At 37.2% G+C, this 23024-nt stretch carries 21 protein-coding genes; 15 read left to right on the top strand and 6 right to left on the bottom strand.

Going from position 1 to position 23024, the window contains the following annotated elements:
• The first annotated feature begins 112 nt into the window (after window positions 1-112).
• Both ACFSYC_RS02760 and ACFSYC_RS02755 read left to right on the top strand, forming a co-directional pair.
• Entirely contained in the window at window positions 113-988 is an 876-nt protein-coding gene (locus ACFSYC_RS02760) for an AraC family transcriptional regulator (protein ID WP_377123278.1), read from the top strand.
• A 21-nt stretch (window positions 989-1009) separates the two neighbouring features.
• On the top strand, window positions 1010-1417 hold the full coding sequence (locus ACFSYC_RS02755) for a DUF983 domain-containing protein (protein ID WP_377123276.1): 408 nt from the start codon (window positions 1010-1012) through the stop codon (window positions 1415-1417).
• A gap of 38 nt (window positions 1418-1455) precedes the next feature.
• Here the strand turns inward: ACFSYC_RS02755 and ACFSYC_RS02750 are convergent, their stop codons facing one another.
• Entirely contained in the window at window positions 1456-1974 is a 519-nt protein-coding gene (locus ACFSYC_RS02750; RefSeq protein WP_377123274.1) for a GNAT family N-acetyltransferase, read from the bottom strand.
• Between the two features lie 292 nt (window positions 1975-2266).
• Between ACFSYC_RS02750 and ACFSYC_RS02745 the strand changes: the two genes are divergently transcribed.
• The 4 genes from ACFSYC_RS02745 (at window position 2267) to ACFSYC_RS02730 (ending at window position 8714) form a co-directional block, all read left to right on the top strand.
• The gene (locus tag ACFSYC_RS02745; protein ID WP_377123272.1) at window positions 2267-3433 is read left to right on the top strand and encodes an FIST signal transduction protein; all 1167 of its coding nucleotides are present in this window, start codon (window positions 2267-2269) and stop codon (window positions 3431-3433) included.
• Entirely contained in the window at window positions 3434-4645 is a 1212-nt protein-coding gene (locus ACFSYC_RS02740; RefSeq protein ID WP_377123270.1) for a sensor histidine kinase, read from the top strand. It abuts the gene before it with no gap.
• A gap of 590 nt (window positions 4646-5235) precedes the next feature.
• Complete coding sequence (locus tag ACFSYC_RS02735) at window positions 5236-5811, top strand: hypothetical protein (protein WP_377123268.1); 576 nt, start codon at window positions 5236-5238, stop codon at window positions 5809-5811.
• On the top strand, window positions 5808-8714 hold the full coding sequence (locus ACFSYC_RS02730; protein ID WP_377123266.1) for a KGGVGR-motif variant AAA ATPase: 2907 nt from the start codon (window positions 5808-5810) through the stop codon (window positions 8712-8714). Before ACFSYC_RS02735 ends, ACFSYC_RS02730 begins: the two co-directional genes overlap by 4 nt.
• A gap of 505 nt (window positions 8715-9219) precedes the next feature.
• On the opposite strand, the gene ACFSYC_RS02725 is transcribed toward ACFSYC_RS02730, so the two are convergent.
• On the bottom strand, window positions 9220-9765 hold the full coding sequence (locus ACFSYC_RS02725) for a hypothetical protein (RefSeq protein WP_377123264.1): 546 nt from the start codon (window positions 9763-9765) through the stop codon (window positions 9220-9222).
• Between the two features lie 453 nt (window positions 9766-10218).
• On the opposite strand from ACFSYC_RS02725, the gene ACFSYC_RS02720 reads away from it, so the two are divergent.
• The 3 genes from ACFSYC_RS02720 to ACFSYC_RS02710 all read left to right on the top strand — a co-directional run bounded on the left by ACFSYC_RS02720 (window position 10219) and on the right by ACFSYC_RS02710 (window position 12334).
• Complete coding sequence (locus tag ACFSYC_RS02720) at window positions 10219-10491, top strand: helix-turn-helix domain-containing protein (RefSeq protein WP_377123262.1); 273 nt, start codon at window positions 10219-10221, stop codon at window positions 10489-10491.
• Between the two features lie 540 nt (window positions 10492-11031).
• Entirely contained in the window at window positions 11032-11424 is a 393-nt protein-coding gene (locus tag ACFSYC_RS02715; RefSeq protein ID WP_377123260.1) for a plasmid mobilization protein, read from the top strand.
• Window positions 11399-12334: a relaxase/mobilization nuclease domain-containing protein gene (locus ACFSYC_RS02710; RefSeq protein WP_377123258.1), complete on the top strand. Its 936-nt coding sequence runs from the start codon at window positions 11399-11401 to the stop codon at window positions 12332-12334. The genes ACFSYC_RS02715 and ACFSYC_RS02710 overlap by 26 nt, the downstream gene beginning before the upstream one ends.
• A gap of 38 nt (window positions 12335-12372) precedes the next feature.
• Here ACFSYC_RS02710 and ACFSYC_RS02705 read toward each other — a convergent pair whose 3' ends face one another.
• Window positions 12373-12657, bottom strand: a complete 285-nt coding sequence (locus ACFSYC_RS02705) for a DUF3892 domain-containing protein (protein WP_377123256.1) — start codon at window positions 12655-12657, stop codon at window positions 12373-12375.
• 413 nt (window positions 12658-13070) lie between these two features.
• Between ACFSYC_RS02705 and ACFSYC_RS02700 the strand changes: the two genes are divergently transcribed.
• The 6 genes from ACFSYC_RS02700 to ACFSYC_RS02675 are packed head-to-tail and all read left to right on the top strand — an operon-like array spanning window position 13071 to window position 20592.
• A complete protein-coding gene (locus ACFSYC_RS02700; RefSeq protein WP_377123254.1) occupies window positions 13071-13628 on the top strand; it encodes a restriction endonuclease subunit S in 558 nt (185 codons plus the stop codon).
• 2 nt (window positions 13629-13630) lie between these two features.
• Window positions 13631-15157, top strand: coding sequence for a type I restriction-modification system subunit M (locus ACFSYC_RS02695; RefSeq protein ID WP_377123252.1), 1527 nt, complete (start codon window positions 13631-13633; stop codon window positions 15155-15157).
• A gap of 1 nt (window position 15158) precedes the next feature.
• The gene (locus ACFSYC_RS02690) at window positions 15159-16403 is read left to right on the top strand and encodes a restriction endonuclease subunit S (RefSeq protein WP_377123250.1); all 1245 of its coding nucleotides are present in this window, start codon (window positions 15159-15161) and stop codon (window positions 16401-16403) included.
• A gap of 12 nt (window positions 16404-16415) precedes the next feature.
• Window positions 16416-16664 (top strand): hypothetical protein, encoded by a 249-nt coding sequence (locus ACFSYC_RS02685; RefSeq protein ID WP_377123248.1) that lies wholly within the window; start codon window positions 16416-16418, stop codon window positions 16662-16664.
• Between the two features lie 2 nt (window positions 16665-16666).
• Entirely contained in the window at window positions 16667-19897 is a 3231-nt protein-coding gene (locus ACFSYC_RS02680; protein WP_377123246.1) for a type I restriction endonuclease subunit R, read from the top strand.
• Window positions 19897-20592 (top strand): M48 family metallopeptidase, encoded by a 696-nt coding sequence (locus tag ACFSYC_RS02675; protein ID WP_377123244.1) that lies wholly within the window; start codon window positions 19897-19899, stop codon window positions 20590-20592. Before ACFSYC_RS02680 ends, ACFSYC_RS02675 begins: the two co-directional genes overlap by 1 nt.
• Before the next feature lie 13 nt (window positions 20593-20605).
• Here ACFSYC_RS02675 and ACFSYC_RS02670 read toward each other — a convergent pair whose 3' ends face one another.
• From ACFSYC_RS02670 to ACFSYC_RS02660, 3 genes are all read right to left on the bottom strand, one after another.
• A complete protein-coding gene (locus ACFSYC_RS02670; protein ID WP_377123242.1) occupies window positions 20606-20857 on the bottom strand; it encodes a hypothetical protein in 252 nt (83 codons plus the stop codon).
• 216 nt (window positions 20858-21073) lie between these two features.
• Entirely contained in the window at window positions 21074-21604 is a 531-nt protein-coding gene (locus ACFSYC_RS02665; protein ID WP_377123240.1) for an AAA family ATPase, read from the bottom strand.
• Complete coding sequence (locus ACFSYC_RS02660; RefSeq protein ID WP_377123238.1) at window positions 21601-22881, bottom strand: hypothetical protein; 1281 nt, start codon at window positions 22879-22881, stop codon at window positions 21601-21603. The genes ACFSYC_RS02665 and ACFSYC_RS02660 overlap by 4 nt, the downstream gene beginning before the upstream one ends.
• Window positions 22882-23024: the final 143 nt, after the last annotated feature.

Genomic DNA, 23024 nt, shown 5'->3' with positions numbered 1-23024 from the left:
AAATGTTTTAGTTGATTGGCAATTGCACATAAATTGCTCAATCGGTAACAAATACCACAAGCGCCCCAAACTATACCATTAAAGCTGGTAATTAGCGCTTACCTTTGTGTTAATGAAAGCGGTAATACCTATATATGATATTTGCAGCCTCACCCAAAAAAGGGAAGATTTGCTGATAAGCCGTTTTGCGCCGTACCTAAAAAGCCACCGTAATTTGCATCTGCCGCACAAGCATTCGTTTTATCATTTGGTTTATTTTACCAAGGGTAATGGCTCGCAGACGATCGACTTTCAGCAAGTGCCCGTTAAGTCGAACCAAATTTATTTTATGATCCCCGGCCAGGTACACAACTGGGCCTTTAAGGGGGATGTTGACGGGTATATCATTAACTTTTCGGTACCCTTATTTCAATCGTTTCTATTAAAAGCTAACTATCTTGAGGAGCTGCCGTTTTTCAGGGGTATAGTCAATGAAGCGGTAATTGATATCCCTGCCGATTTACAGGTCAAATTGACCCTTTTGTTTGAAGAGCTAATTGCGGAAACAGAACAGCCTAAACCATTTGAGCTGGACATGGTACGGGCTATTATGTTACAGATTTTCGTCAGCATTGCGCGCTTGGGTCAGCATGCTGATAGCGCCACTGTGTCGTCATATAACTATACGTTGCTGCGCGGTTTTCAAAAACTGATAGAAAAAAACTACGCCACCTTAAAGCTACCAAAGGACTATGCCGGGTTACTTTACATTACCCCCAATCACTTAAATGCATTGTGTAATGACGTGCTCGGTATTTCGGCAGGCGAGGTGATACGAAACCGCATAGCCCTTGAGGCCAAGCGCCTGCTAATTAATAACGACCTGTCTATATCAGAAATAGCTGGTCAGCTAAATTTTGCAGACAATTCCTACTTCACCAAGTTTTTTAAAAAGCAGGCAGGCCTTACGCCCGAAGAATTTAGAAAAACAACCAATAGCCACGAATAGTTCATCTATAATAATCACGCCATGCAACTCTCTTCAGCTTCAGCCATCATAAATGCAAAATGCCCAAAATGCCGCCGAGGCGATCTGTTTGCAAACAGCATGTACGGATTTTCTTCGCAGAAAATGAACACACAATGTTCGCACTGCGGGTTTACGTTTGAGATTGAGCCGGGATATTTTTATGTAGCCATGTTTGTAAGCTACGCCTTTAACATAGCGCAAATGGTAACGATGGCAGTAGGCCTGTACATTTTAACTGGCAGCAAAAACCCATGGTTATACGTTGCTGCGTTGCTTGGCATATCCGTAATATTGTCGCCTTTCAATTTCAGATACTCTAGGGTTTTATTACTGCACTGGTTAACTCCGGGAGTAAATTATGATCCGGCCAGATCAAAGGATGACTATAAGAAGTTTAAACAGGTATGATATTCAGGAAGGCCGAATCGTTAATTCGGGCCTTGCTTTTATAAGACTTTCTCAAAAGCTTTACGCGCACTACCCCGAAAAAACACCTCGCCACAGTAAACGTAGCCTAGCTTTTCAAATATATTCAGCATAGCTATATTGTCGAAATTAGTATCAGCTTTTATACTGTGAATGCCAAGACTTATAGCAACCTCTTCAACAAAACCGAGAATTTTTTTGGCAAGGCCTTTACCCAAATAGTTTTCAGAAAGAGCTACGCGATGCACCACCACATAATCTCCGCTGGTTAACCACTCGCTTTTAATATCATCATATGCCGGCTCATTATTAGCTATAATAGCAGTATAACCTATAACCATTTCGTCATCCAACAAAACGAAGCCCTCGCCGCGTTCAATATCCGTTGTTATGATTTCTTTATTAGGATAACCGTCCTGCCATTGTTCGCTTCCGTCATTCTTTCTGCGTTGAATAGCTGATTGGAGTATATCCCATATCGGCATAATGTCTGATAATTCTGCTTTTCTGAAAGTGTAAGTCATATTTCGATCAAACATTAGGCTAGGTAACAATAACACGGTGATCGCTCATAATGGGATTAATTCTTAACCAATTTAGGAATATTAAATAATAACGCAACCCATTTTGCGGACTTGGCACCGCAATTCAACTTTTCAAAAATAATATCAATAAAATACAAGAGATGTTCGACGCACTTGGCCTGACCCCGGAAACAGTTAACCAGCTTATGGCAGATATAGTGCTATACAATTTTTCATAGCTTTTTAAATCAAAACCGATAGATGTTTGTATTAATTAAATACTTTCAAAACCAGATTTTAAAAAACAATGACTAAATCCGCAATTGTTTTCACCCAACAAAACGAAGGCAGCGCTGCCGGAAAAGAGCTTGGAGAAAAGATTATCGAAAAACTTATTGACAAAACACCAAATGTGGTGATTGTTTTTGCCTCCTCAGTGTATGATTATACTGCGTTACTACATTCTATAAAGGAAACCTGCACCCCGGGAATCCTGGTGGGCAGTTCTTCAGCCGGCGAGTTTACCTCAGATGATTTCGGCACTGATTCCGCTTGTGCAATAGCCTTGTATTCTACTGAGCTGCAATTCAGGGCCGGCATTGGAGAAACTATTACAACAAGCCGCGACAAAGTAGCTAATGAGTTATTAAATGTCTTGTCCCCGGTGCAGGAATATCAATATCAATATTATTCTGCAATGCTATTTGCCGATGCGTTATCGGGTTTTACCGATGAACTGATAGAGTTGTTAACTGAAAAGACGATGGGTAAATACCAATTTTTTGGTGGCGGCGCGGGCGACAACGCAAATTTTCAGAAGACCCATGTTTTTTATGACACGGTTGCCTACACCGATGCTGCAGTTATATTAGAAATATTGTCAAACAAGCCTATTGGTGTTGGAGCTGCCCATGGCTGGAAACCTGTTGGTTCCAAGATGCGTGTGACAGCGACCGAGGGAATGAAGCTTGTTAGTTTAAACGGTCGTTCCGCCGTAGAATTATTTAAAGACCACACAGATATCACCGGGCAAAATTTCAATGCTGATGAGCCTATTTCTTTTTTCCTGCACAATATTATTGGGATAGTGGTTGCCGGTGAATATAAACTTAGAGTGCCGTTAGCTGTTCTTCCCGATGGTTCCATTGCCATGGCGAGCGATATTCCAACAGGCGCGTACGTTAGTTTTATGGAAACAGATAACGACTGCTCAAAACAAGCGGCTATCCAGGCTGCCACGGGCGCGATAAAACAACTGGGCGATCATAAGCCAAACGTAGCCTTATTTTTTGACTGTGTAGCCACAAGGCTGCGAATGGGGAAAGAGTTCGATTTCGAGCTGGAAAAGGTTACCGAGACGCTACAAGGGGCAAGTTACGCGGGATGCAATACCTATGGGCAAGTGGCAAGAGTAAACGGACAATTTAGCGGCTTTCAGAATTGTACCGCGGTGGTTTGTGTAATTCCCGATTAAATGTTGTCACCACTTGTCGCTGGCTTAAATAACCCGGCTAACCGGTTTCAGGCAGCAAACAAGTTAGCACACTTTTTTGGTTGCCTGCATTTGTTTGTATTTATTGTCGATCGTGAAATCGGGATACTGCTGCCTGCGCCAGGTTTTCCACAAACTTTACCAAATGGCAAGTTTTGGCAGGATTTCACGTTAGGATGTTCTAAAAACGGGCACCACCAGGGCTTGTTACCTTTTCCTGATGCTAATACCTTACAGGAGTCTGTCGGTATTTTGGGCCCCGAACAGTCAGTAATCGTTTTCCTGGGCGGAACGCCAACACACGAGCAAATCAGACCGTTGATAGAAATTTTACCGATCCTGATAAATCTATTTACCAGGGAGCTTGTTGAATTTAGCACTCAGGCCCGGATCGACCTTGCTGATAAAGCAGTGACCAAAGCGGAAAAATTAGCGGCGACCATTGATATTATGCGGGTGCATTTAAAAGATGCCCTCGTTGAACAAAAGAAAGACAAAAAGGCGATCGAAGAATTAATGCAAAAGAAGGATGAGTTTATGAATGTCGCCAGCCACGAACTCAAAACGCCCATTACTATAACCAAAGCATATCTTCAGATTCTTCAAAAATTGATTCCCCCGCAGGAAAACACAACCGCCGGAGATTTTATTCTTAAAGCCAATAAACAGTTAGGCAAACTAACCGCCCTAATTAATGACCTGCTTGATGTAAGTAAGATTCATGCTGGTCAAATGGTCTACCATTTTGCTGAGATAGATTCAAAAAATCTCATCGAAGAGGTAGTGGCACAAGTACAGGTTACCACACAAACTCATCAAATTATTATAGCCCATAACGTTCCTGCCAAAATAAATGGCGAACAGCACCGCGTGGAACAGGTTATCAATAATTTTTTATCCAACGCGATCAAATACTCGCCAGGAGCCGAAAAAGTCATCATCAGAAGCGATATAAACGATAACACCGTTAAGTTCTCGGTGAGGGATTTTTGTATCGGTATACCAATCGACAAGCAGCAGTACGTATTTGACAGGTTTTATCGGGTGCAGGAATCGTCAAAAAACTTTTCAGGCCTGGGGTTAGGATTGTATATCTCGGCAGAGATCATCAGACGGCACGGGGGAACGGTAGGCGTAAATAGCGATGCCTCGGGGTCAGAATTTTACTTTACATTACCAGTACTAGACGCCTAAGCAGATCTAAGATTTTGCCTCGGGGGTTAATAAGCCCATCTCTACTGCCCACCGTTAGCTGCGATAACGTGCATTTGGCGGAAAGATATCCGAGCCTTTGTAAAAAATAGCGTTAATAAATAATGAGCGGCACTAGTGTTATCGAATTTTTTGAGCAAAAAAAACGCTTAAACCAGATGATTTAAGCGTTTTAAAAGACTTGAGGTCTTTTTAGCGGAATGGACGGGACTCGAACCATACCCCTATATCTTTGAAAATCAATGTTTTTACTTTCTAAAAACCTGGTGCTCACCAGATGCTCACCTATTTTTTGCAACTAATTGAATGCAAATGGGTTACATCAAAGTTATGAAAAAGTATGTTTTGATGCAATTTTATTCGCCCGGTTTTTAAAGTTTTCTCTTAAAATATAAATGAAATAGAAACAACCGGCAGGTGTCTTAATTGAAATAGCAAATTGTATTAAATGATTACGGAAAAATAACATCACTTCACTATTCTTTTACAGAGGTAAGGATCTGTCGATTCCAATTTATTATGTAATCTTTGTAAAAAATGTAAATTGCAATAATTAAACCTATCAAACTTAAATGGACTACAGAGATTACCAGCTTGCATCATATAAACATCTTTCAACCTGCCAGTCCATATTAGATTCAATAAGTATTTTTACAGCAGCGAAAGATCCCAATGCCTTAATAATAAAGGACCTAAAGGTAAGTTCGGTATTAAGCAATGTTTTTTACCTTTCAGGATATACCTTGGAAGGCATAATAAATTACGCGATTTACAAGCATTTCAAATGGAAACTACCATCAGTCCAGGAAACAGATCATTCTTTCAGCAATAAGTGTGATCTCAGTTTTTTTCCTAATTGTCAAAGAAAAACGGGAGGAACCTATAATTACTGTATTTCTTTACACCAATTCCAAAGAAATATTCAAGTATTAACAAAAGCCCTACCCAGTTCCGGTATACCCCTTATCGATAGAAGTGTAGCTATTGATCCAACTGTCTTGAAACTTTTTATGGCTTGGACCGTCGAAGTAAGATATCATAAGGTAGCTGCCAATTATTCAACGGTTCCCATAAATTTGGCAAATGTGACCAAATTTGTTGATGCCACCGATTTAGTTTATAACGGGTTAATGAAACTTGTAGGATGATTAAAATATTAGAAGTAGCTGAAAAGCTTAAGAAAGATCTCGAATTAAAAAAGAATGTTCAGCTGCAAGACTTTAGAATTTTTATTCGTCTAAATCTCGAGATTGATGTTTATATCGTAACCGAATCGGAGTTACTTATTAAATCACTGGAAAAGAAATACTTTGACTATAATGTTAATTTCAGACAATTTCAAAAAAGTGAGATCCAACAATACTCATATCTGACAGAATCATTTAATGATCAAAACCTAATTGATTACGGATTAAAATACCGCTTCACCAGTCTTTTAGATAAAAAGCCTAATACATTTTATGAAGTAAATAGAAAATTTCCTATACCGGTTGTGGCTTTTTATTCTTACAAAGGTGGAATGGGAAGAACAACTACATTGACGTCTTATGCTTTAGATTTAGCAATACACAAAAATAAAAAAGTGGTGATCATAGACTGTGATCTTGAAGCACCAGGTTATCTAAACTTTTTTGATCTTGCTAACAACAATATTTTAAAGTCCGGAGAAAAAAATGGTGTCGTTGAATTTTTGGTTGATTACAGTTTCAAAAAGAATGTTGACATCAAGGATTACGTTGTTTCTCCCCGACATAAATCCACGGTGGCATTGAAGAATATTTTTATAATTCCTGCCGGAAACTTAAGTGATACCTCTATAACAGATGCTGACGGCTATGTTACGCACCGAGACCAGTATTTGGAAGGCCTATCGAGATTGGATTTAGCCAATGAGGCTAGCTTAATTGAGGGTTTCACCGCATTATTTCAAAAGATAAAAGATGAAATTAAGCCAGATGTTATTTTAATCGATTCAAGAACTGGGTTTAATGATATTTTCGGTATAACAGCGCTGATACTTTCTAATTTGATCGTTGGGTTTTTTGGAAGTAGTGAGCAGACAAAGCCAGGATTACGGTTCCTTTTAGACAGGTTTTACGAGTTGAATATAGAGGTAAACAACGAAACAGAGTTATTATTAGTTAACTCAATTCTTCCAAAAAACCCTAAAGAAAATGAATATTTCCATAACGCTTTTGTAGCAGAAATTGGCCAATATGTTCAATTTTTGCAGGAAAGAAAATACAAAAATATTACGTCAACAGAAGAAGCAAAGATCCCGTCTTTTTATAAATTAAGCAGGAATTCCGGCCTTGAAAAATTAGGAATTAATAATACTTTCGATAAATCATCTGACTTTGCCAATCATTTAACATTAATCAAATCCAAAACTCTCTGGGATTTTAATGCTATTTTTGCAGCAATAAATGAGTCAAAGGCCATCAGCAAAATATTCATAAATCCCGAGGTAAAACATACGAGAAAAACAGTTGAGCTAAAAAATATCATTTTAAAAAATTTAAGATCGTCACTAAGGAATGAAAATGGCAATCCTGTCTTGTTTGCTGAGGATGCAGACATAAATCCCAATACATTTTTTTATAGGGAACAGATGAATCAATTATTTGAAAAAAATAAATTTCTGATTCAAGGGTTTAAAGGAACTGGTAAAACATATCTGTATAAAGCATTAAGAGATCCTAAATTGGTGTCCGTTAAAAATGAGCTATTAAGATTGGCTCATAGAAATGATCAGCAAGACTTTGAGTTTATTGATATAATTTCATTAAAAGGAAAAGGTGAGCCAAAATCATTTGATTTTGATCAAATTCAACTTTCAAAAATCCAGGATAAGTCTTATTATTTTAAGAACTTTTGGTTGGTTTATACTTGGAATTCCATTTTCTTAGATGCCGATAAAAGACTTGGTTACTCGAAAAAATCAACTCTTCATTCATACATAAAACCATATGAAACTGCGATTGAAACAAAGCAACGTTTTGAAGAATTGATTTTTGATCAAGATAAACTAGCACTCATTGAAAAAGACTTGGTGAGCTTGGATTTGTTTCTTACTGAAAAGAAAAAAATCGCGTTTGTGCTTTATGACCAATTAGATAATTTGATTAAGCCAGCTTATTGGCGGGAAGCTGTATCGCCGCTAATCGATTACTGGTGGGATAGTTTGAATAGGTTTAAAAGCATCGCCGCTAAAATATTTATTCGAACTGACTTATATAATCGACTGACAGGTACTAATACGACCAGGTTAGAGAATAATATAATTAATATTGAGTGGTCCCGTGAAGAAGTTTATTCGTATTTTTTCAAATTGGTATTCACAAATCAGAATTCATACAACGCCTTGTTTGAACTAATGGAATTGAGTAGCCGATATGAGGACAATTTTTTTAAGAATACTCCCAAATATCTTTCAAAAAACAATTATCAGCTAAAGCTATTACGAAATGAGATTGAACCCTTCATGTCCACCTTTTTTGGAAAAGAGGTAAAAAGCAATTCAGGTGGAATACTTGGAAAAACTTTTGACTGGTTTTATTTTAATTTAACAAATGCAGATCAGCAGTCTATTAGTTTAAGGCCCTTCATAAATTTGATTAACGGATCAATTGACGATGCTATCTTTGATCAAAGCAAAGAAATTCCACCAATAATTAAGTATCAATATTATGCTTCAAGGGAAAATAGGGATAACGCAGTAGTACAACATTTTAATGACTTGATTAGGGAAGACTTTAATCAAGATCTTGGTTTGATTTTTAACTATCTTAGAGAAAAAGGAGATCGGTTCAAACAGATCTTTTTAACCAAATCTGAATTGCAGGAATTGTTGGAGGCAATTTTGGAGGAATATGGGAATCAATTGGAAAGTAAAAATGTCGATGATTTAAAAGCTATTTTAATATCTAATGGAATTATCCATGAAAATATAAAGCCAAGTGAGAATATCTTCTACTTCGCCCAATTATATAAATATTGGCTGGGTTTAAGAAGCAGGAATTATGAATATAAGAGACGCAAATCTTCTTAAAAAAACTATTTTCCGAATAGAGATTAATGCGCTTTTAAACTTGGCAGATTAGGTATCCATCATTGTCTTTATAAATCATCGACTCCGTTTAAAATGTCTTCCGCCAGGTTAGCGACCCGCACCTCTTCGGGACACGTCATCAATCCATGTTCGCCTAACATTATCATCACCCCGGAAACATAGGCTTTATGGTGTCTCAGGACAGCGATATCCGGGCGATAGCCAAAGTACGGAATAAGCTGGTGGTCTTTAGAGAATATAAAGACACAGCAGTTTGTAAAAGCACAAGGAAATAATAAAGACGGGTTAATCGTTTTCCTTCTTTATCAATGGGGGATAGTTTACCGCTAAAGTCTTGGTCAATGTAAAAAGTTTTCCAATGGCTCATGATGGAAACCTATACAGGAGAGTGATATTGAATACCTGCCTACCATTTTGAGATTGTTATAAACAACCAGGTTACTAAGCGATTAGACTTTAGATATATATCGTAGCTACTAAGCAATTAAAAAACCTTTCTTCTATACTTTGGCCAGTTGTTTACCTGGGCAATTAACGTGGTGGATTCTAAATTAGGAAAATGATGCTCCGAATATTTTTTGAAAGACCGAATGGTTTCAATGTTATCCCATTCCATAGCAGTAAGAGATCGAATCGCCCCTTTTTTTGTATGCATTATAAAGCTATATAGTTGCAGATATGGTGGTGCTTTGTGAAAGGACTGCTCAATAACTTCGTGAAATAAAGATTCCTTAAGTGTTTTTTGAAAGTCCATAATGAGATCATAAGCTACCAGATGTAACGTACCCCATTTTATTAGTTCGGCCATGTGCGGCATCTGCTTATCGTCAAAAAATAAGTACAGATAAGTAATAAAGTCAAATTCAGTTACATCGCAAAGATCCGCGCTGAAATGAGTATAAAGTTTTTTAAATGCCTCTAATGAAAATCCATCCTTAAGTTTTTCAATTACAAAAGAGATAACCTCCTCTTCCTTCTCAATAATTTGTTTTAAATCCGGCCCTTTAACGCTACCATCTGGCATTTTCATGGCATATCGTGGTTTAGAGAATAATTCAAAATAATAACTTTTAAAAAAGATAGTCCTTCGTTCATAAGTCACCTGTATGTATAATGGATGAGTAAGTTGGCCGTGGAAATCAACCTGTTTTAGTCGACTATTTAGGTATGTCTTGAAACTTATTTTCACTTTTTTTTTGAAATATTTTTAGATACTATTTAATAGCTTTTGATACTATCCATTTTTAGTTAACCGAGACTAATAAATCAATTCTTATCAATTCTAACTAAATCACTTTGTAATGACTTCTGATTCCGAATGTCAAAGATATTAATATGTTTTGATATATTTTATATTGTCAAAACATAATTTTACATTTGCTTTTAGCGATCCTCATTTACCGTTCATATAAATTTAGGAAAAGTCCCCGATTATCTGAACGGTTAAATAATGAGGCTTAATATTTATTTAAAAACTATACCAATGACAGCAAACGAATTAATTACAAAAGAAGTTTTAAGGGATTTTAAAAGTGAATTGATTAATGAAATTAAATCCATCATACAACCTGAACACCGGCAAGGAAAACAGTGGTTGAAAAGCAGCGAAGTCCGGAAATTGTTAACTATATCTCCTGGCACGTTACAAAATTTACGTATTAACGGCACTTTGAAGTACACGAAAATTGGCGGCATAATGTATTATAAATCCGAAGAGATATATAAGTTGCTAAATGATGGAAAGGATGTTAAATAATGGAACAGGAATATTCTCTCTCCAATTTCTTTTCGAAGGCAGCAAGTAATAACAAAATACTCACAAGTCACATTAGCCTATTTGCAGCGGTATACCAGTGCTGGCAAAAAGGAAATTCTAATGTCCCTTTCTCTGTTAATCGACGAGAATTGATGTCTCTAAGTAAAATTGCATCAATATCAACCTACCATAAGTGTATAAGCGAATTGCATGCTTTTGGATTTCTTGTTTATCAGCCAAGTCATCATCCTAAAATCGGTAGTCTTATTTACTGGACTAAAGACATAATGTAGAGAGCTTGTTCAGAGTGATCTGGCTCTTCAAGAACTTATTCATCAAGAACAAATTCCAATAGAACTATATACATTTTTGATGGTGCCAAAAGGATAAAAGGAAATGTTTAACCCCGCAAAAGCTAATGAAAAAGAAAGGTAGCGAGTTAATGTTTCCGTGCAACGGAAACTTTCCTGGCATTCGCCAGGAAAAACTCGCCTCCTGCGCCCGCTGGTTGCATGAGGTAATAGAATTTTAAGACATAAAATGAAAAGTGAGGTCGCAATAGTAAAGAAAAATATAAAGCATAAGGGTGGGCGACCACCTAAAACAATCATTAGAAATGAGCTAATCGCTGTCAGGCTTTTCCCGGCTGAAAAAAAAGAGATAGAAGCTAAAGCTGAAAAAGCCGGGCTCAATCCAAGTGAATGGTTTCGCATTGCGGCGAAAAAAGCTAAGGTCGTTCCACGTCTTTCGGCTGAAGAAACCAGGTACCTACGGATGCTGTCCGGAATGGCAAATAATCTGAATCAACTAACAAAACTGGCACATAGTAAAGGATTGCAATATATGGCTCAAGCCTGTATTATGTTATTGGAAAAGGTTGCGTTAATTATCGAAAAACTATTTAAAGATGGTAGGGAAGCAGATCAGTGGTAAAAGTTTTGGCGGATGCATTCGTTATTTACTAAACAGGGATAAAGCATTTGTGCTCGATGCCGAGGGAATTAGAAGTTTCAGCATAGATACGATTATTCAGGACCTAAACATTCAGCGGAAAATGAACCCCAATCTTGGCAAAGCCGTTGGCCATTTAATATTAAGCTGGAGCAAAGAAGATATTGATAAATTAAATACCGATCTGGTGACTAATCTCGCGAAAGAATATCTTCAAAAAATGAGAATTAATGATACCCAGTATATTACTGTACTGCATACCGACCGCGAACATCCGCATATACATATTGTTTATAATAGGGTAAACAATCAAGGTAAAACCATATCCGACAGTAATAATTACAAACAGAATGTCAAAATTTGTAAGGAGCTTACTTTAAAATACGGGTTCCATTTTGGAGAAAGCAAGAGAGAAGTTCATCGCGACCGGCTTAAGGGGAAAGAGCAAATACGATACCAGCTATATGACGCCATAATAGCAGCTGCTAAAAAGGCCAGCAACTGGACACAGATGGAAACGCTTTTAGCACAAAATGGAATTGGAATTGAATTTAAATATAAAAGTGGCACAAAGGAGATTCAAGGTGTTTCTTTCAGCCAGCGAGAGATAAAAACGAAAGGTTCAGCCATTGACCGCAGTTGCAGCTATAAAAATCTTAATGATACCATTGAGCAAAATACCTTGGCAAATCAATTACGAGCGGCTATTAATGCTGCTGGTCAAGCCCCTGAAGCTACTCACCAATCATATTCAAGCGAACTTGATGAAAGTAAAGTATTAATTCCGAATACAACGAGCTGGTTCGATTTGCTCTCCGGGATGGGTTATGCTTTTGGATCTGAAGATGAGGATGATGCTAAGAGGCGAAAAAGACAAGGTATAAGTAGATAACTAAAAAAGGAGCCCGAAATTTCGGGCTCCTTGATAAATTACGGACATTCGGGAAGACTTAACAAGTTATCTGGGCTGTAGCCATCGGTTTCCGTTTTCAAATATTTCCGGCCATTGTGCACAGCAACAATTACATTTACTGACCGGCCATTTACCGATACGTAAAATTCATACTTTTTGTCTTCGATAGCTTTTATAGCCTCGTCCTCAGTTAATTTCCAACGGGTGCCATTTTCATTAACACCACCAATATGGGAAATTCTTTCATGGGGGTTATAATGCCCTCCACGTTTATTAATACAACTAACTCTATGTCTTGACATCGTTTTGTTTATTAAGTTTTAGTAAAATGGCTATTGCTTATAGCAGGTAACCTCAACCTAATAACTATCTGTGATAAAAAATCACTATTTTTGAAAAACGAAAATCTTTCTGCAAGGGTCACGAACCCTTATCTAATTGTCTTGCCGGACGTTATTTTTGAAAATTTTCGATAAACGGATGACCAGCTATCAGCATCATCCGTTTTTTTATTCTTTTTGTTTCGTGCTTCCCTTCATTTAATAAATTAATATTTAGCTTCTATAATTACACCATTCATAGCATTAGCTTACTGCCAAACAACAATCAATATGCAAACATAATTATTTTTTATTAAATTTGAATTACTCTACAAAAATATTTATATACTTGTGAAGAATTAACAAAATATGAATAATCCGAATTGCTCTACAAAATGACAATTGAATTAAAAGATATATGTAATATTAGCTTTGGACCATATTTGCAACCATCTCAAGGGGGCACTATACCATACCTGCAAATACGGCAATTTAATGATGAAGGACAGATACTGTATAATGCGACGGACTTTGTATCTACAGATGAAAGAACAAATGGGTATTTATTAATGGACGGAGATGTTTTATTTGTTGGTAAAGGAAGCAGATTATTTGCCTGGTGCTATAGTGCTGGAGTGGGGCCAGCAATTGCTTCTTCCATTTTTTATGTGCTTCGAACAGACAGAGCTAAGATCGATCCGCAATATTTAGCTGTAATACTAAATCTTCAACAAAGTAAAAGCACCTTTAACCAAATGAGCGCCGGCACCAGTATATTTTCTATTCGAAAATCCGAGCTCGGGGCATTCAAAGTCCCACTATTACCTATTAAAGAACAGTTGGCAATTGCAAATCTGTCCAAATTGCATCAGCAGGAAATGAAATTAACCAATCAATTAATCAGTCAAAAGCAGAACTTGTATACAGGTATTATCTCAAAACTTATAAAATAACGATGGAAAAGAAATTAACTCAAAAGGAAATCAATAATATAGTATGGAAGGCTTGCGATACTTTTCGTGGAACAATTGATCCTACACAGTATAAGGACTACATATTAACCATGCTATTTGTAAAATATATTACAGATGTATGGAAAGATAAAAAAGCTGCCTATAATGAAAAATACGGAAATGATGAAGTACGCATTGAACGCGCCTTACGCCATGAACGTTTCCAAGTGCCTGATGAAGGCACATTTGATTATTTGTTTGAGCAGCGAAACGCGACAAACTTGGGTGAACTCATTGATATTGCATTACAGAAATTGGAAGATGCGAATCGTATAAAGCTGGCACGGGTGTTCCGGAATATCAATTTCAACAGCGAATCAAATCTTGGTGAAACAAAAGACCGCAACAGGCGACTGAAAAACTTATTAGTAGATTTTCGTGAACTCGATCTTCAACCCTCCCATTTAGAAGGGAATGATATTATTGGTGACGCCTATGAATTTCTGATATCAAAGTTTGCGAGTGAGGCCGGTAAAAAAGCGGGCGAATTTTATACGCCCGGTGAAGTTTCGACACTTTTGGCCAAATTGATGGATCCGCAATCGGGGAATCGCATTTGCGATCCTGCCTGCGGTTCGGGCTCGCTCCTAATTAAAGTTGCAAGAGAAGTAGGGAGTAACAATTTCTCATTATATGGGCAGGAAAATAATGGCAGCACCTGGGCGCTTGCACGGATGAATATGTTCCTTCATGAAATGGATAATGCAACTATTGAATGGGGCGACACCTTAAATAATCCCCGGCTATTGGAGAGCGACCAATTAATGAAGTATAATATTGTGGTAGCGAATCCGCCATTTAGTTTGGATAAATGGGGTGCTGAAACCGCAGCAGGCGATCAATATAATCGTTTTCACCGAGGAATTCCCCCAAAAAGCAAAGGGGATTATGCTTTTATCACCCACATGATTGAAACTACTTATGAGGATACTGGTAAGGTAGGCGTAATTGTACCGCATGGTGTACTATTCCGCGGCAGCAGCGAAGGTAAAATACGTGAGAGCCTGATCAGAGAAAACTTATTGGAAGCTGTAATAGGGCTGCCAGCTAATTTATTCTTCGGCACAGGCATACCTGCAGCTATTTTGATTTTTAACAAAGGGAAAGGCGAAAATAAGGATGTGTTGTTTATTGATTCCAGCCAAAACTATGAAGCCGGTAAAAATCAGAATCGATTAACAACTGAAAACATACAACAAATTGTCGAAGCCTACGAAAGCTTTAAGAGTGAAGCCCCGCTAAAAGGCGATGAAGGTGTTGTGCTTAAAGAAAGATATGCATACCGAGCTTCAGTGAAAGAGATAGAGGGAAATGATTATAATCTCAATATACCTCGATATGTGGACACATTTGAAGAAGAAGATGTGATAGATGTCTCCACAACTCAAGCTGAAATTGTACGCCTTAAAAGTGACCTCTCGTTAATCGAACAACAAATGGACATTTATCTAAAAGAATTAGGCTTTTAATATGACTGAGATATATGAGAATAAGGTGGGTTATAAGCATACTCCTCTAGGTTTTATACCGAAGGAATGGAAGCTAAAAGAACTACGGTCTATTTCTTTGACAGTATTTAGTAACGTCGATAAACACATTATTGAAGGAGAAAGGGAAGTTTTCCTCTGTAATTACAAAGATGTATATTATAATAATTATATTTTTTCTGAAATGACTTTTTCTCGGGGAACGGTAAATGAAACCGAATACGAAAAATTTAAAGTTAAAAAAGGGGATGTTATAATTACAAAAGATTCCGAAGACAAAAGAGATATTGCGATTAGTACTTTCGTGCTCGAAGATATACCAGATCTAATTTGCGGCTATCACTTGGCATTAATACGTCCAACCCAAGGCATATTAGACGGGCTATTCTTATCATTCGCCTTAAGTTCATATAATGTCAACCATTATTTTCAAAAGAGAGCTAATGGCATCACAAGATTTGGGCTTGACACAGATACTGTTAAAAGTAGTCTAATACCATTGCCAACTATTTTTGAGCAAAAAAAAATAGCAACAATACTTAGCACCTGGGATGAGGGAATTACTCGAATCCAACATCTTATCAATCTTTTAAAACGACGCAACAAAGGATTGATACAAGTACTATTTACGGGCAAAAAACGACTATTAGGTTTCGAAAATCGAGAGTGGATCAAATTAAATGCTAATCTTATTTTTAAGAGCGTATCTAATAAAAATAATGGCGCGGAACAACTACTATCTGCAACCCAAGAGTTTGGCATAATTCCTCGAAATATGTTGGAAGCCAGGGTAACTATGCCGAGTGGTGACACCGGATCTTTTAAACTTGTGAACAAAAGTGACTTCGTTATTAGCTTACGTTCTTTTCAAGGCGGAATTGAATATTCAAATTATCGAGGGTTAGTTAGTCCTGCTTATACCGTATTAAAACCTATTCTCCCAATTGTTGACGAATTCTATAAACATTACTTCAAGTCATATGACTTTATTGGTCATTTGGCGGTCGCCGTTATTGGCATCCGCGATGGAAAGCAAGTAAGTTATGAGGATTTCTCACTATTGAAACTACCATATCCCGATGTGGGAGAACAAAAAGCAATTGCAGAAATAATTGAAAAAGCAGTGTATGAGGTCAATCTTTACGAGAAAAAGCTTGCGCAACTTCAGTTAGAAAAGAAAGGCTTGATGCAAAAATTACTAACAGGTGAAATAAGGGTAAAAAATTAATTAACTGTTATTATGGAAAGAATATTTTTAGCTAGAAGAATTTCGGTTATACACGCCATTAAATGCGCAAATGCAATTAAATCCGAAACTGCAAAAGCGTCCTCCGACTATTTAAGTGTGTTAATGGAAAGATTAGACATTACCGATAATCCCGACCGTATAAAAGCATTGGAAGATGACATTAACAATTGGGCAGGTACAATCCCGATCGCTACTGATTATGAGATCAGCAATCTAATGAATTTGTCTAAACAAAAATAGATATGGAAACACCCTCATTTATAGAAGATCATATATCGCAAATACCGGCTTTGCAATTGCTAATTAAAATGGGCTACCGTTTTCTAACGCCAGATGAAGCTTTGGAATTGCGTAGTGGCCGTGTAGGTAACGTATTACTGGAGGGTGTTTTAAAGAAAAAGTTAAGTGAAATTAATCATATTACCTATAAAGGGAAAGAATTTGAGTTTAGTGAAGCTAATTTGAGTGCAGCGGTACTTGCCATCAGAGATTTGCCCGTTCAGGAAGGATTCATAAATGCTAATCAGGCATTTTATGATTTGATAACTTTAGGCAAAAGCTTTGATCAAGCAGTGTTAGGTGATAAAGGCAGTTTCTCGCTAAAATATATTGATTGGGAAACCCCCGCCAACAATATTTTTCATGTTACGGAGGAGTTTGCAGTATTGCGATCAGAACGTGCAGATACTTACAGGCCTGATGTTGTGTTGTTCATCAACGGCATCCCAATGGTAGTCATTGAATGCAAAAGCCCCAAACTTAAACACCCTGCTGATTTGGCAATAGAACAGCACTTGCGTAATCAACAGGCTGACGGCATCCGGGCGCTGTATGAATATTCGAACATCGTTATAAGCACAGCTGTTAATGAAGCCCGTTATGCTACAACAGGTACAAAAAAAGAGTTTTGGAGTGTTTGGAAGGAGCAGTTTCGTAATAAGGAACAAGAAGAAAATTACTACAAAATATTACAGCAACTAAAAGACGCGTCACTGCCTAACAATGACAGAACGGTTCTTTTCAGAGAACGATTTAAATATGTCCTTCAATTTTTCAACCAGTTAGAAAAGGAAAATCTTACTGTTACAGAGCAGGATAAGCTTATTTACAATTTATGCCAGCCTTTACGTCTACTGGATTTAATATACAATTTTATCGTCTATGATAATGGCGAAAAGAAGCTTTGCCGTTACCAGCAATATTTTGCAGTTAAAAACACATTGCAAAAAATAACCAAAGTACAAGCTGATGGTAAGCGAGCCGGAGGTGTTATATGGCATACCCAGGGAAGTGGAAAGTCTTTAACCATGGTTATGCTTGCTCAGCTTATCGCTTTAAATCCGGCAATAAAAAATCCAAAAATAATTTTAGTAACAGATCGCGCAGACCTGGACGATCAGATTACACGGACATTTGAAAAATGCCACAAAGAAGTTGAAAATGCATCTACAGGCCGGCATTTGTTGGAGTTGCTGGATAGCGCTTCAGATGTGATCATTACAACTTTGATCCATAAGTTTGAATCTGCCGTTAAACACGCAGATGCTCCTTTTATGTCACCTGATATTTTTGTTTTGGTTGATGAAGGCCACCGCAGCCAATACGGAACCTTCAATGTGAAAATGCAAAAGATTTTTCCCAATGCGTGTTTCATTGCCTTTACTGGAACCCCTTTAATGAAAAAGGAAAAGAGCACTGCTAATAAATTTGGTGGATTAATAGACGTATACTCTATTCAGGATGCAGTAGAAGATAAAGCCGTGGTGCCCTTGTTATACGAGGGCAGGCACATTATGATGGATGTGAATGAAAAGCCAATGGATAATTATTTCAATTTGGTGTCAGAGCCATTATCTGAATACGGCAAAACCAACCTTAAAAAGAAGTTTTCCGCCAAAAATAAAATCGTTCAATCTTTAAATTTTATTGAAAGTACGGCTTGGGATATTTCAAGGCATTTTGCCGATAATATTAAAGGCACGGGATTTAAGGGGCAATTGGTTGCTCCAAATAAACTATCAGCCGTAAGGTACCGCAACTTATTAAAGGAAATCGGTAAAGTGTCAGTAGAACTTTTAATATCAGCTCCTGATACTCGCGAAGGCGATGAAGATGCTTTTGAGGAATCTGACGACATAGTTAAGGCTTTTTGGAAAGCAATGATAGATAAATATGGCAAGCAAGATAATTATGAAACAGCCATAATAAATTCCTTTAAATACCAGGAAACGCCAGAAATTATAATAGTAGTAGACAAGTTGTTAACTGGTTTTGATGCGCCTGTTAACCAGGTGCTTTATTTAACACGTAATTTAAAAGAGCATACTTTATTACAAGCGATAGCACGTGTAAACCGTTTAGCCGAGGGTAAAGATTACGGTTACATTATAGACTACTATGGCAATCTCGAAAACCTGGACGGCGCATTGAAAATGTATTCGGGCGATGAAGACACTTTCGAAGAGGGTGATTTGGCCGGCACATTAACAACCATAGCTAAGGAAGTAGAGAAATTACCTCAGGCTCATTCCGAGTTGTGGGATATTTTTAAGGAAATAAAAAATAAATACGACGAACCTGCCTATGAAGAGCTATTGTCAGATGAAGCCAAACGGCATAACTTTTATGAAAAGCTATCGGTTTTTGCCCGTTTGTTAAAGCTGGCACTTTCCAGCATTGACTTTATCAACGCAACAGCTGAAAAGCAAGTTGAAAAATACAAGTCGGATGCTAAATTCTTTTTAGCCTTAAGGGTATCTGTCCAGCGAAGATACTTCGATGACTTAGATTATCGACAATATGAAGCACAGGTCCAAAAGCTGATAGACAAACATATTACCACAGACGGAGAGGTGCTAAAGATTACTGAATTGGTAAACATTTTTGATAAGGAAAAACGAGAAGAAGAGGTAGAAAAGCTTATAGGAAGTGCTGCTAAAGCCGATCACATAGCCAGCAGAACACTGAAAGCAATAAATGTTAAAATGAATGAAGATCCCGTTTTCTTCAAACGCCTATCTCAACTGATTAGGGAAACTATAGATGCATATCATCAACAGCGAATTACCGAAGCGGAGTATTTAGCCAGGGCTAAGGAATATGAGGATAACTTTTTAAATGGCAAAAAAGATAATGTGCCAACGGCTGTAAGTGGGAATGATACATTAACTGCATTTTACAACTTAGCGACAGAAGAATTAAAGGACGCCTTAGAAACTAAAGCCAACTGGATAGATATTGCCGCAGAGATTGCTTTAGCTATTGATACTGCAATTAAGGAAAATGCTTTTGACCAAGACCGACCGGTTGTTGATTGGATGAACAATCTGGATATAGAAGGGCGAATAAAAATTTCTATTGACGATTTATTATTTGACATTAAGAGCAAATATGATTTAAATTTGGATTTCGATCAAATAGACCATATGGTTACCGATAGCATTAAAGTTGCAAAAATTAAATATAAAGGGTAGTGAAGCATTATATTGATTTTGGATCTGAGCGAATTGAATATTCATTGTTTTATGTTGATCGTAAAAGCTTAGGCATTACGGTTACACCGGATATGGAGGTGTTAGTTAAATCGCCAATTGACGCCTCATTAGAAAAGGTGGCAGCTATAATTAAAAAGAAAGCACCCTGGATATTAAAGCAAAAGCGCGCGTTCCTTGCGTATTACCCCAAAATGCCCGTTCGAAGGTACGTCGGTGGAGAAACGCATCTATATTTAGGACGTCAATATCGTTTACTGCTGCATAAAGAAATCTTACCCTCAGTTTCACTAAAAGGGAAGTTTATTAATATTTACTGCGAAAAACCGGAGAAAGCATCCCAATTATTAACTGACTGGTACCTTACTCACGCTGTTCAAAAATTTCATGAAATAGCTAAACCATTGATCGAACGATTTAATAAATATAATGTAAGTCCATCTTCAGTTGTCATAAGGCAGATGCCCACTCGCTGGGGAAGTTGTACACCTAATGGCAAAATAATATTGAATCCGGAACTTATCAAAGCGCCAAAAGGTTGTATTGAATATGTGATTACTCATGAACTTTGTCATTTAATTTATCACGACCATACACAAAAGTTCTTAGACCTTCAATCAAAAGAAATGCCTGACTGGGAAAAGTGGAAGAAAAAATTGGAATTGCTTTTAGCTTAAGTGAATAAATGCATTATAAACCTATAGTTGAAAACTCCGACATTAATTCCTGAGTGGTCATTAAATTACCTTCTAAATCTAGCAGGTTTAGAAATGCAATGTGGTTATCAGGCATTAAATCATCCTTCCAGGCTTTTTTTCCTTCTATAAAATAAGATTCAAAAATTTCAGATTTAAAAAGCCCCTTTTTTATATACGTTTTTTCATTGGTTGGGTATAATAATAAGGCTTCATCAGCATGGTAATATAATTTATACACCATCATTTGTTTTAGGTCATCATCAGCAGGCCTATCATCATCCGGGCACTTCCATTTAGTATCAATAACAGTCGCCGTTTAGTACCTCATAAAAAAAGGAGTGCCCCAACATATGTTCCCGATCATAAAGTACCTCTATACGTTGATTTATGATCTTCAGCAATTCAGCGATATTAATTTCCGGTTCTAAATCATATTCGTGAAGGTAAGAAGAGGCACTTTCTACATTAAATTCATGTTGTTCAATAAGTTCAGCAATATTTTTTCTTCTTCACCGGCAATCGGAAAATCGAGCATGCCGATAAAATCATAAAAATCTCTGGCATATTGACTGAAGTTCTTTTCCCACTCCGGCCATTCCACGTAATAATATTTCTCGTGAAACTTTGTCAATAATGCATAAGGCGAAAGCAGATCAGGTTCAGGCATCATTTCCTCGAATGAAAAACGCCTTCGCAGGGCTGCGTCAAAGGCCTCTACACTTCTATCTGCTGTATTCATTGTTCCGATAATGAATAAATTAGAGGGTACTGTAAACGGCTGTTTACTGTAAGTCAGCATCGCTTCTAATTGTTCATCCTTACCAGCACGTTTCGAGGTTTCAATTAACGTTATGAGTTCTCCAAAAATCTGGGCGACATTTCCTCTATTAATCTCGTCAATAATCAGCACATGCGGCTCTGATGAATTTTGAGTTTTTTCTACTGGAACTAAACCATTCTGTTTTATTAGATAATTTAATATTTCCCTCACATAGGTCGGATTATATATGCCCTTATAATCACGGTCTGATATGCTTTTCTAATATTTTCAATATTGACAGGATACCAGGGTTTTCCTTTCACAGAATTATGAGGACTTACATAAAAAACAGCAGTTCCCCGGTAAATAACATCAAAACTTGTGTAAGGAGCCGTTATTGTGATAACAGGTTTACCTTGTATCTCATTGCAATTACTTTTAAATTCTTCCAAAATACTATCAAAGTTTCCTTTCGTCCAAGTGGCTTTTTGCGCAATTAATTTGAAAACACCATCCATTATTTCATAACGAATTGGGGATGTATTGTTGCCAAGTTGTTCCTCTTCGGGAACAGGCTTAATACCTTCGACAAAATCCTCATATGACATACTTTGGTGAAAAGTTGTAAATGCAATGTGTCCCTTAGCATCATCCCAATCCTTTATTAGAAGTTGATTAAATCTTTCGAGCAGTTTTTTGCGGTTTTGAGCATACTTTTTGTAAAATTTCGGATCTATAATTTCAATGGCTTTATTTACTGTATGATATGTTTTTCCTGTACCAGGCGGCCCATAAAGAATTTGGTTCAACGGCAGTAGTTTTACTTCCTGATCTTGTAATTCTTTTACTTTAGCTATTACATTATCCGATACTTCTGACTGATCAGGGGTGCTTTTAATTAATGGGTATCGCTCAAATCTTCGTCTCATTTTGGCGATATAACTTTCAAACTTTTTTAATGATATCCTTTCTGCCTGCCAATTAGGGAATTCATTTTTAGTTATATCAATAGCTTCGTCCACCATAGTTGCAGCAGACTCTATAAAAGGTAAAAAAGCTGCCCAAAGCTGATCTATTGTATCGTATAGCTTGGGTTCGGGTGTTAAGAAATAATCAATAAATTTCTTTTCATCTGCGTTTACCCCTACCGGCAAACCTCTTTGACCGGCAAGCTTTCGTAAGTTGTATACAAACGCCACGCAGGCAGCTAATTGATCAGTTCCGGCTTTTTTTGGCGCGCTCGCCTCCATGTAAAATCCTATACGACCGTCAACATTATAATTAAAGAAAAAATCAACACAATCAGATGAAGATCCGGGAAAAGAGATAGGGATTTCCCAACAGGTAAAACCAAAATACCTGGATTTGTAAGTGCCAATAAAATAATCGCGCTCCGAACCCTTAGAGCCATTCTGACGAACAGAAAACGTAAATTCGGGATGTGTATCTCTATAGGTTTGCAGCCTATTAAATATTTGTGTTTCGTAATCGTGATAAGGTATGCTCATATTGGCGGAAAAAATATAGGATTTATTGGAAGGTCAACATATTAAATAAAATTGTTCATAAAAATACTATTTTGAAACCAGATGTAAACTTAAGCCTTATACTACTATTAGTCCATATTCACCACTTCTGCAAAGAAGCTTAC

This window comes from Mucilaginibacter antarcticus (genome assembly GCF_042686155.1).
GTDB classification, from domain to species: Bacteria; Bacteroidota; Bacteroidia; order Sphingobacteriales; family Sphingobacteriaceae; genus Mucilaginibacter; species Mucilaginibacter antarcticus.
This window is presented reverse-complemented; position numbering and strand designations above follow the sequence as displayed.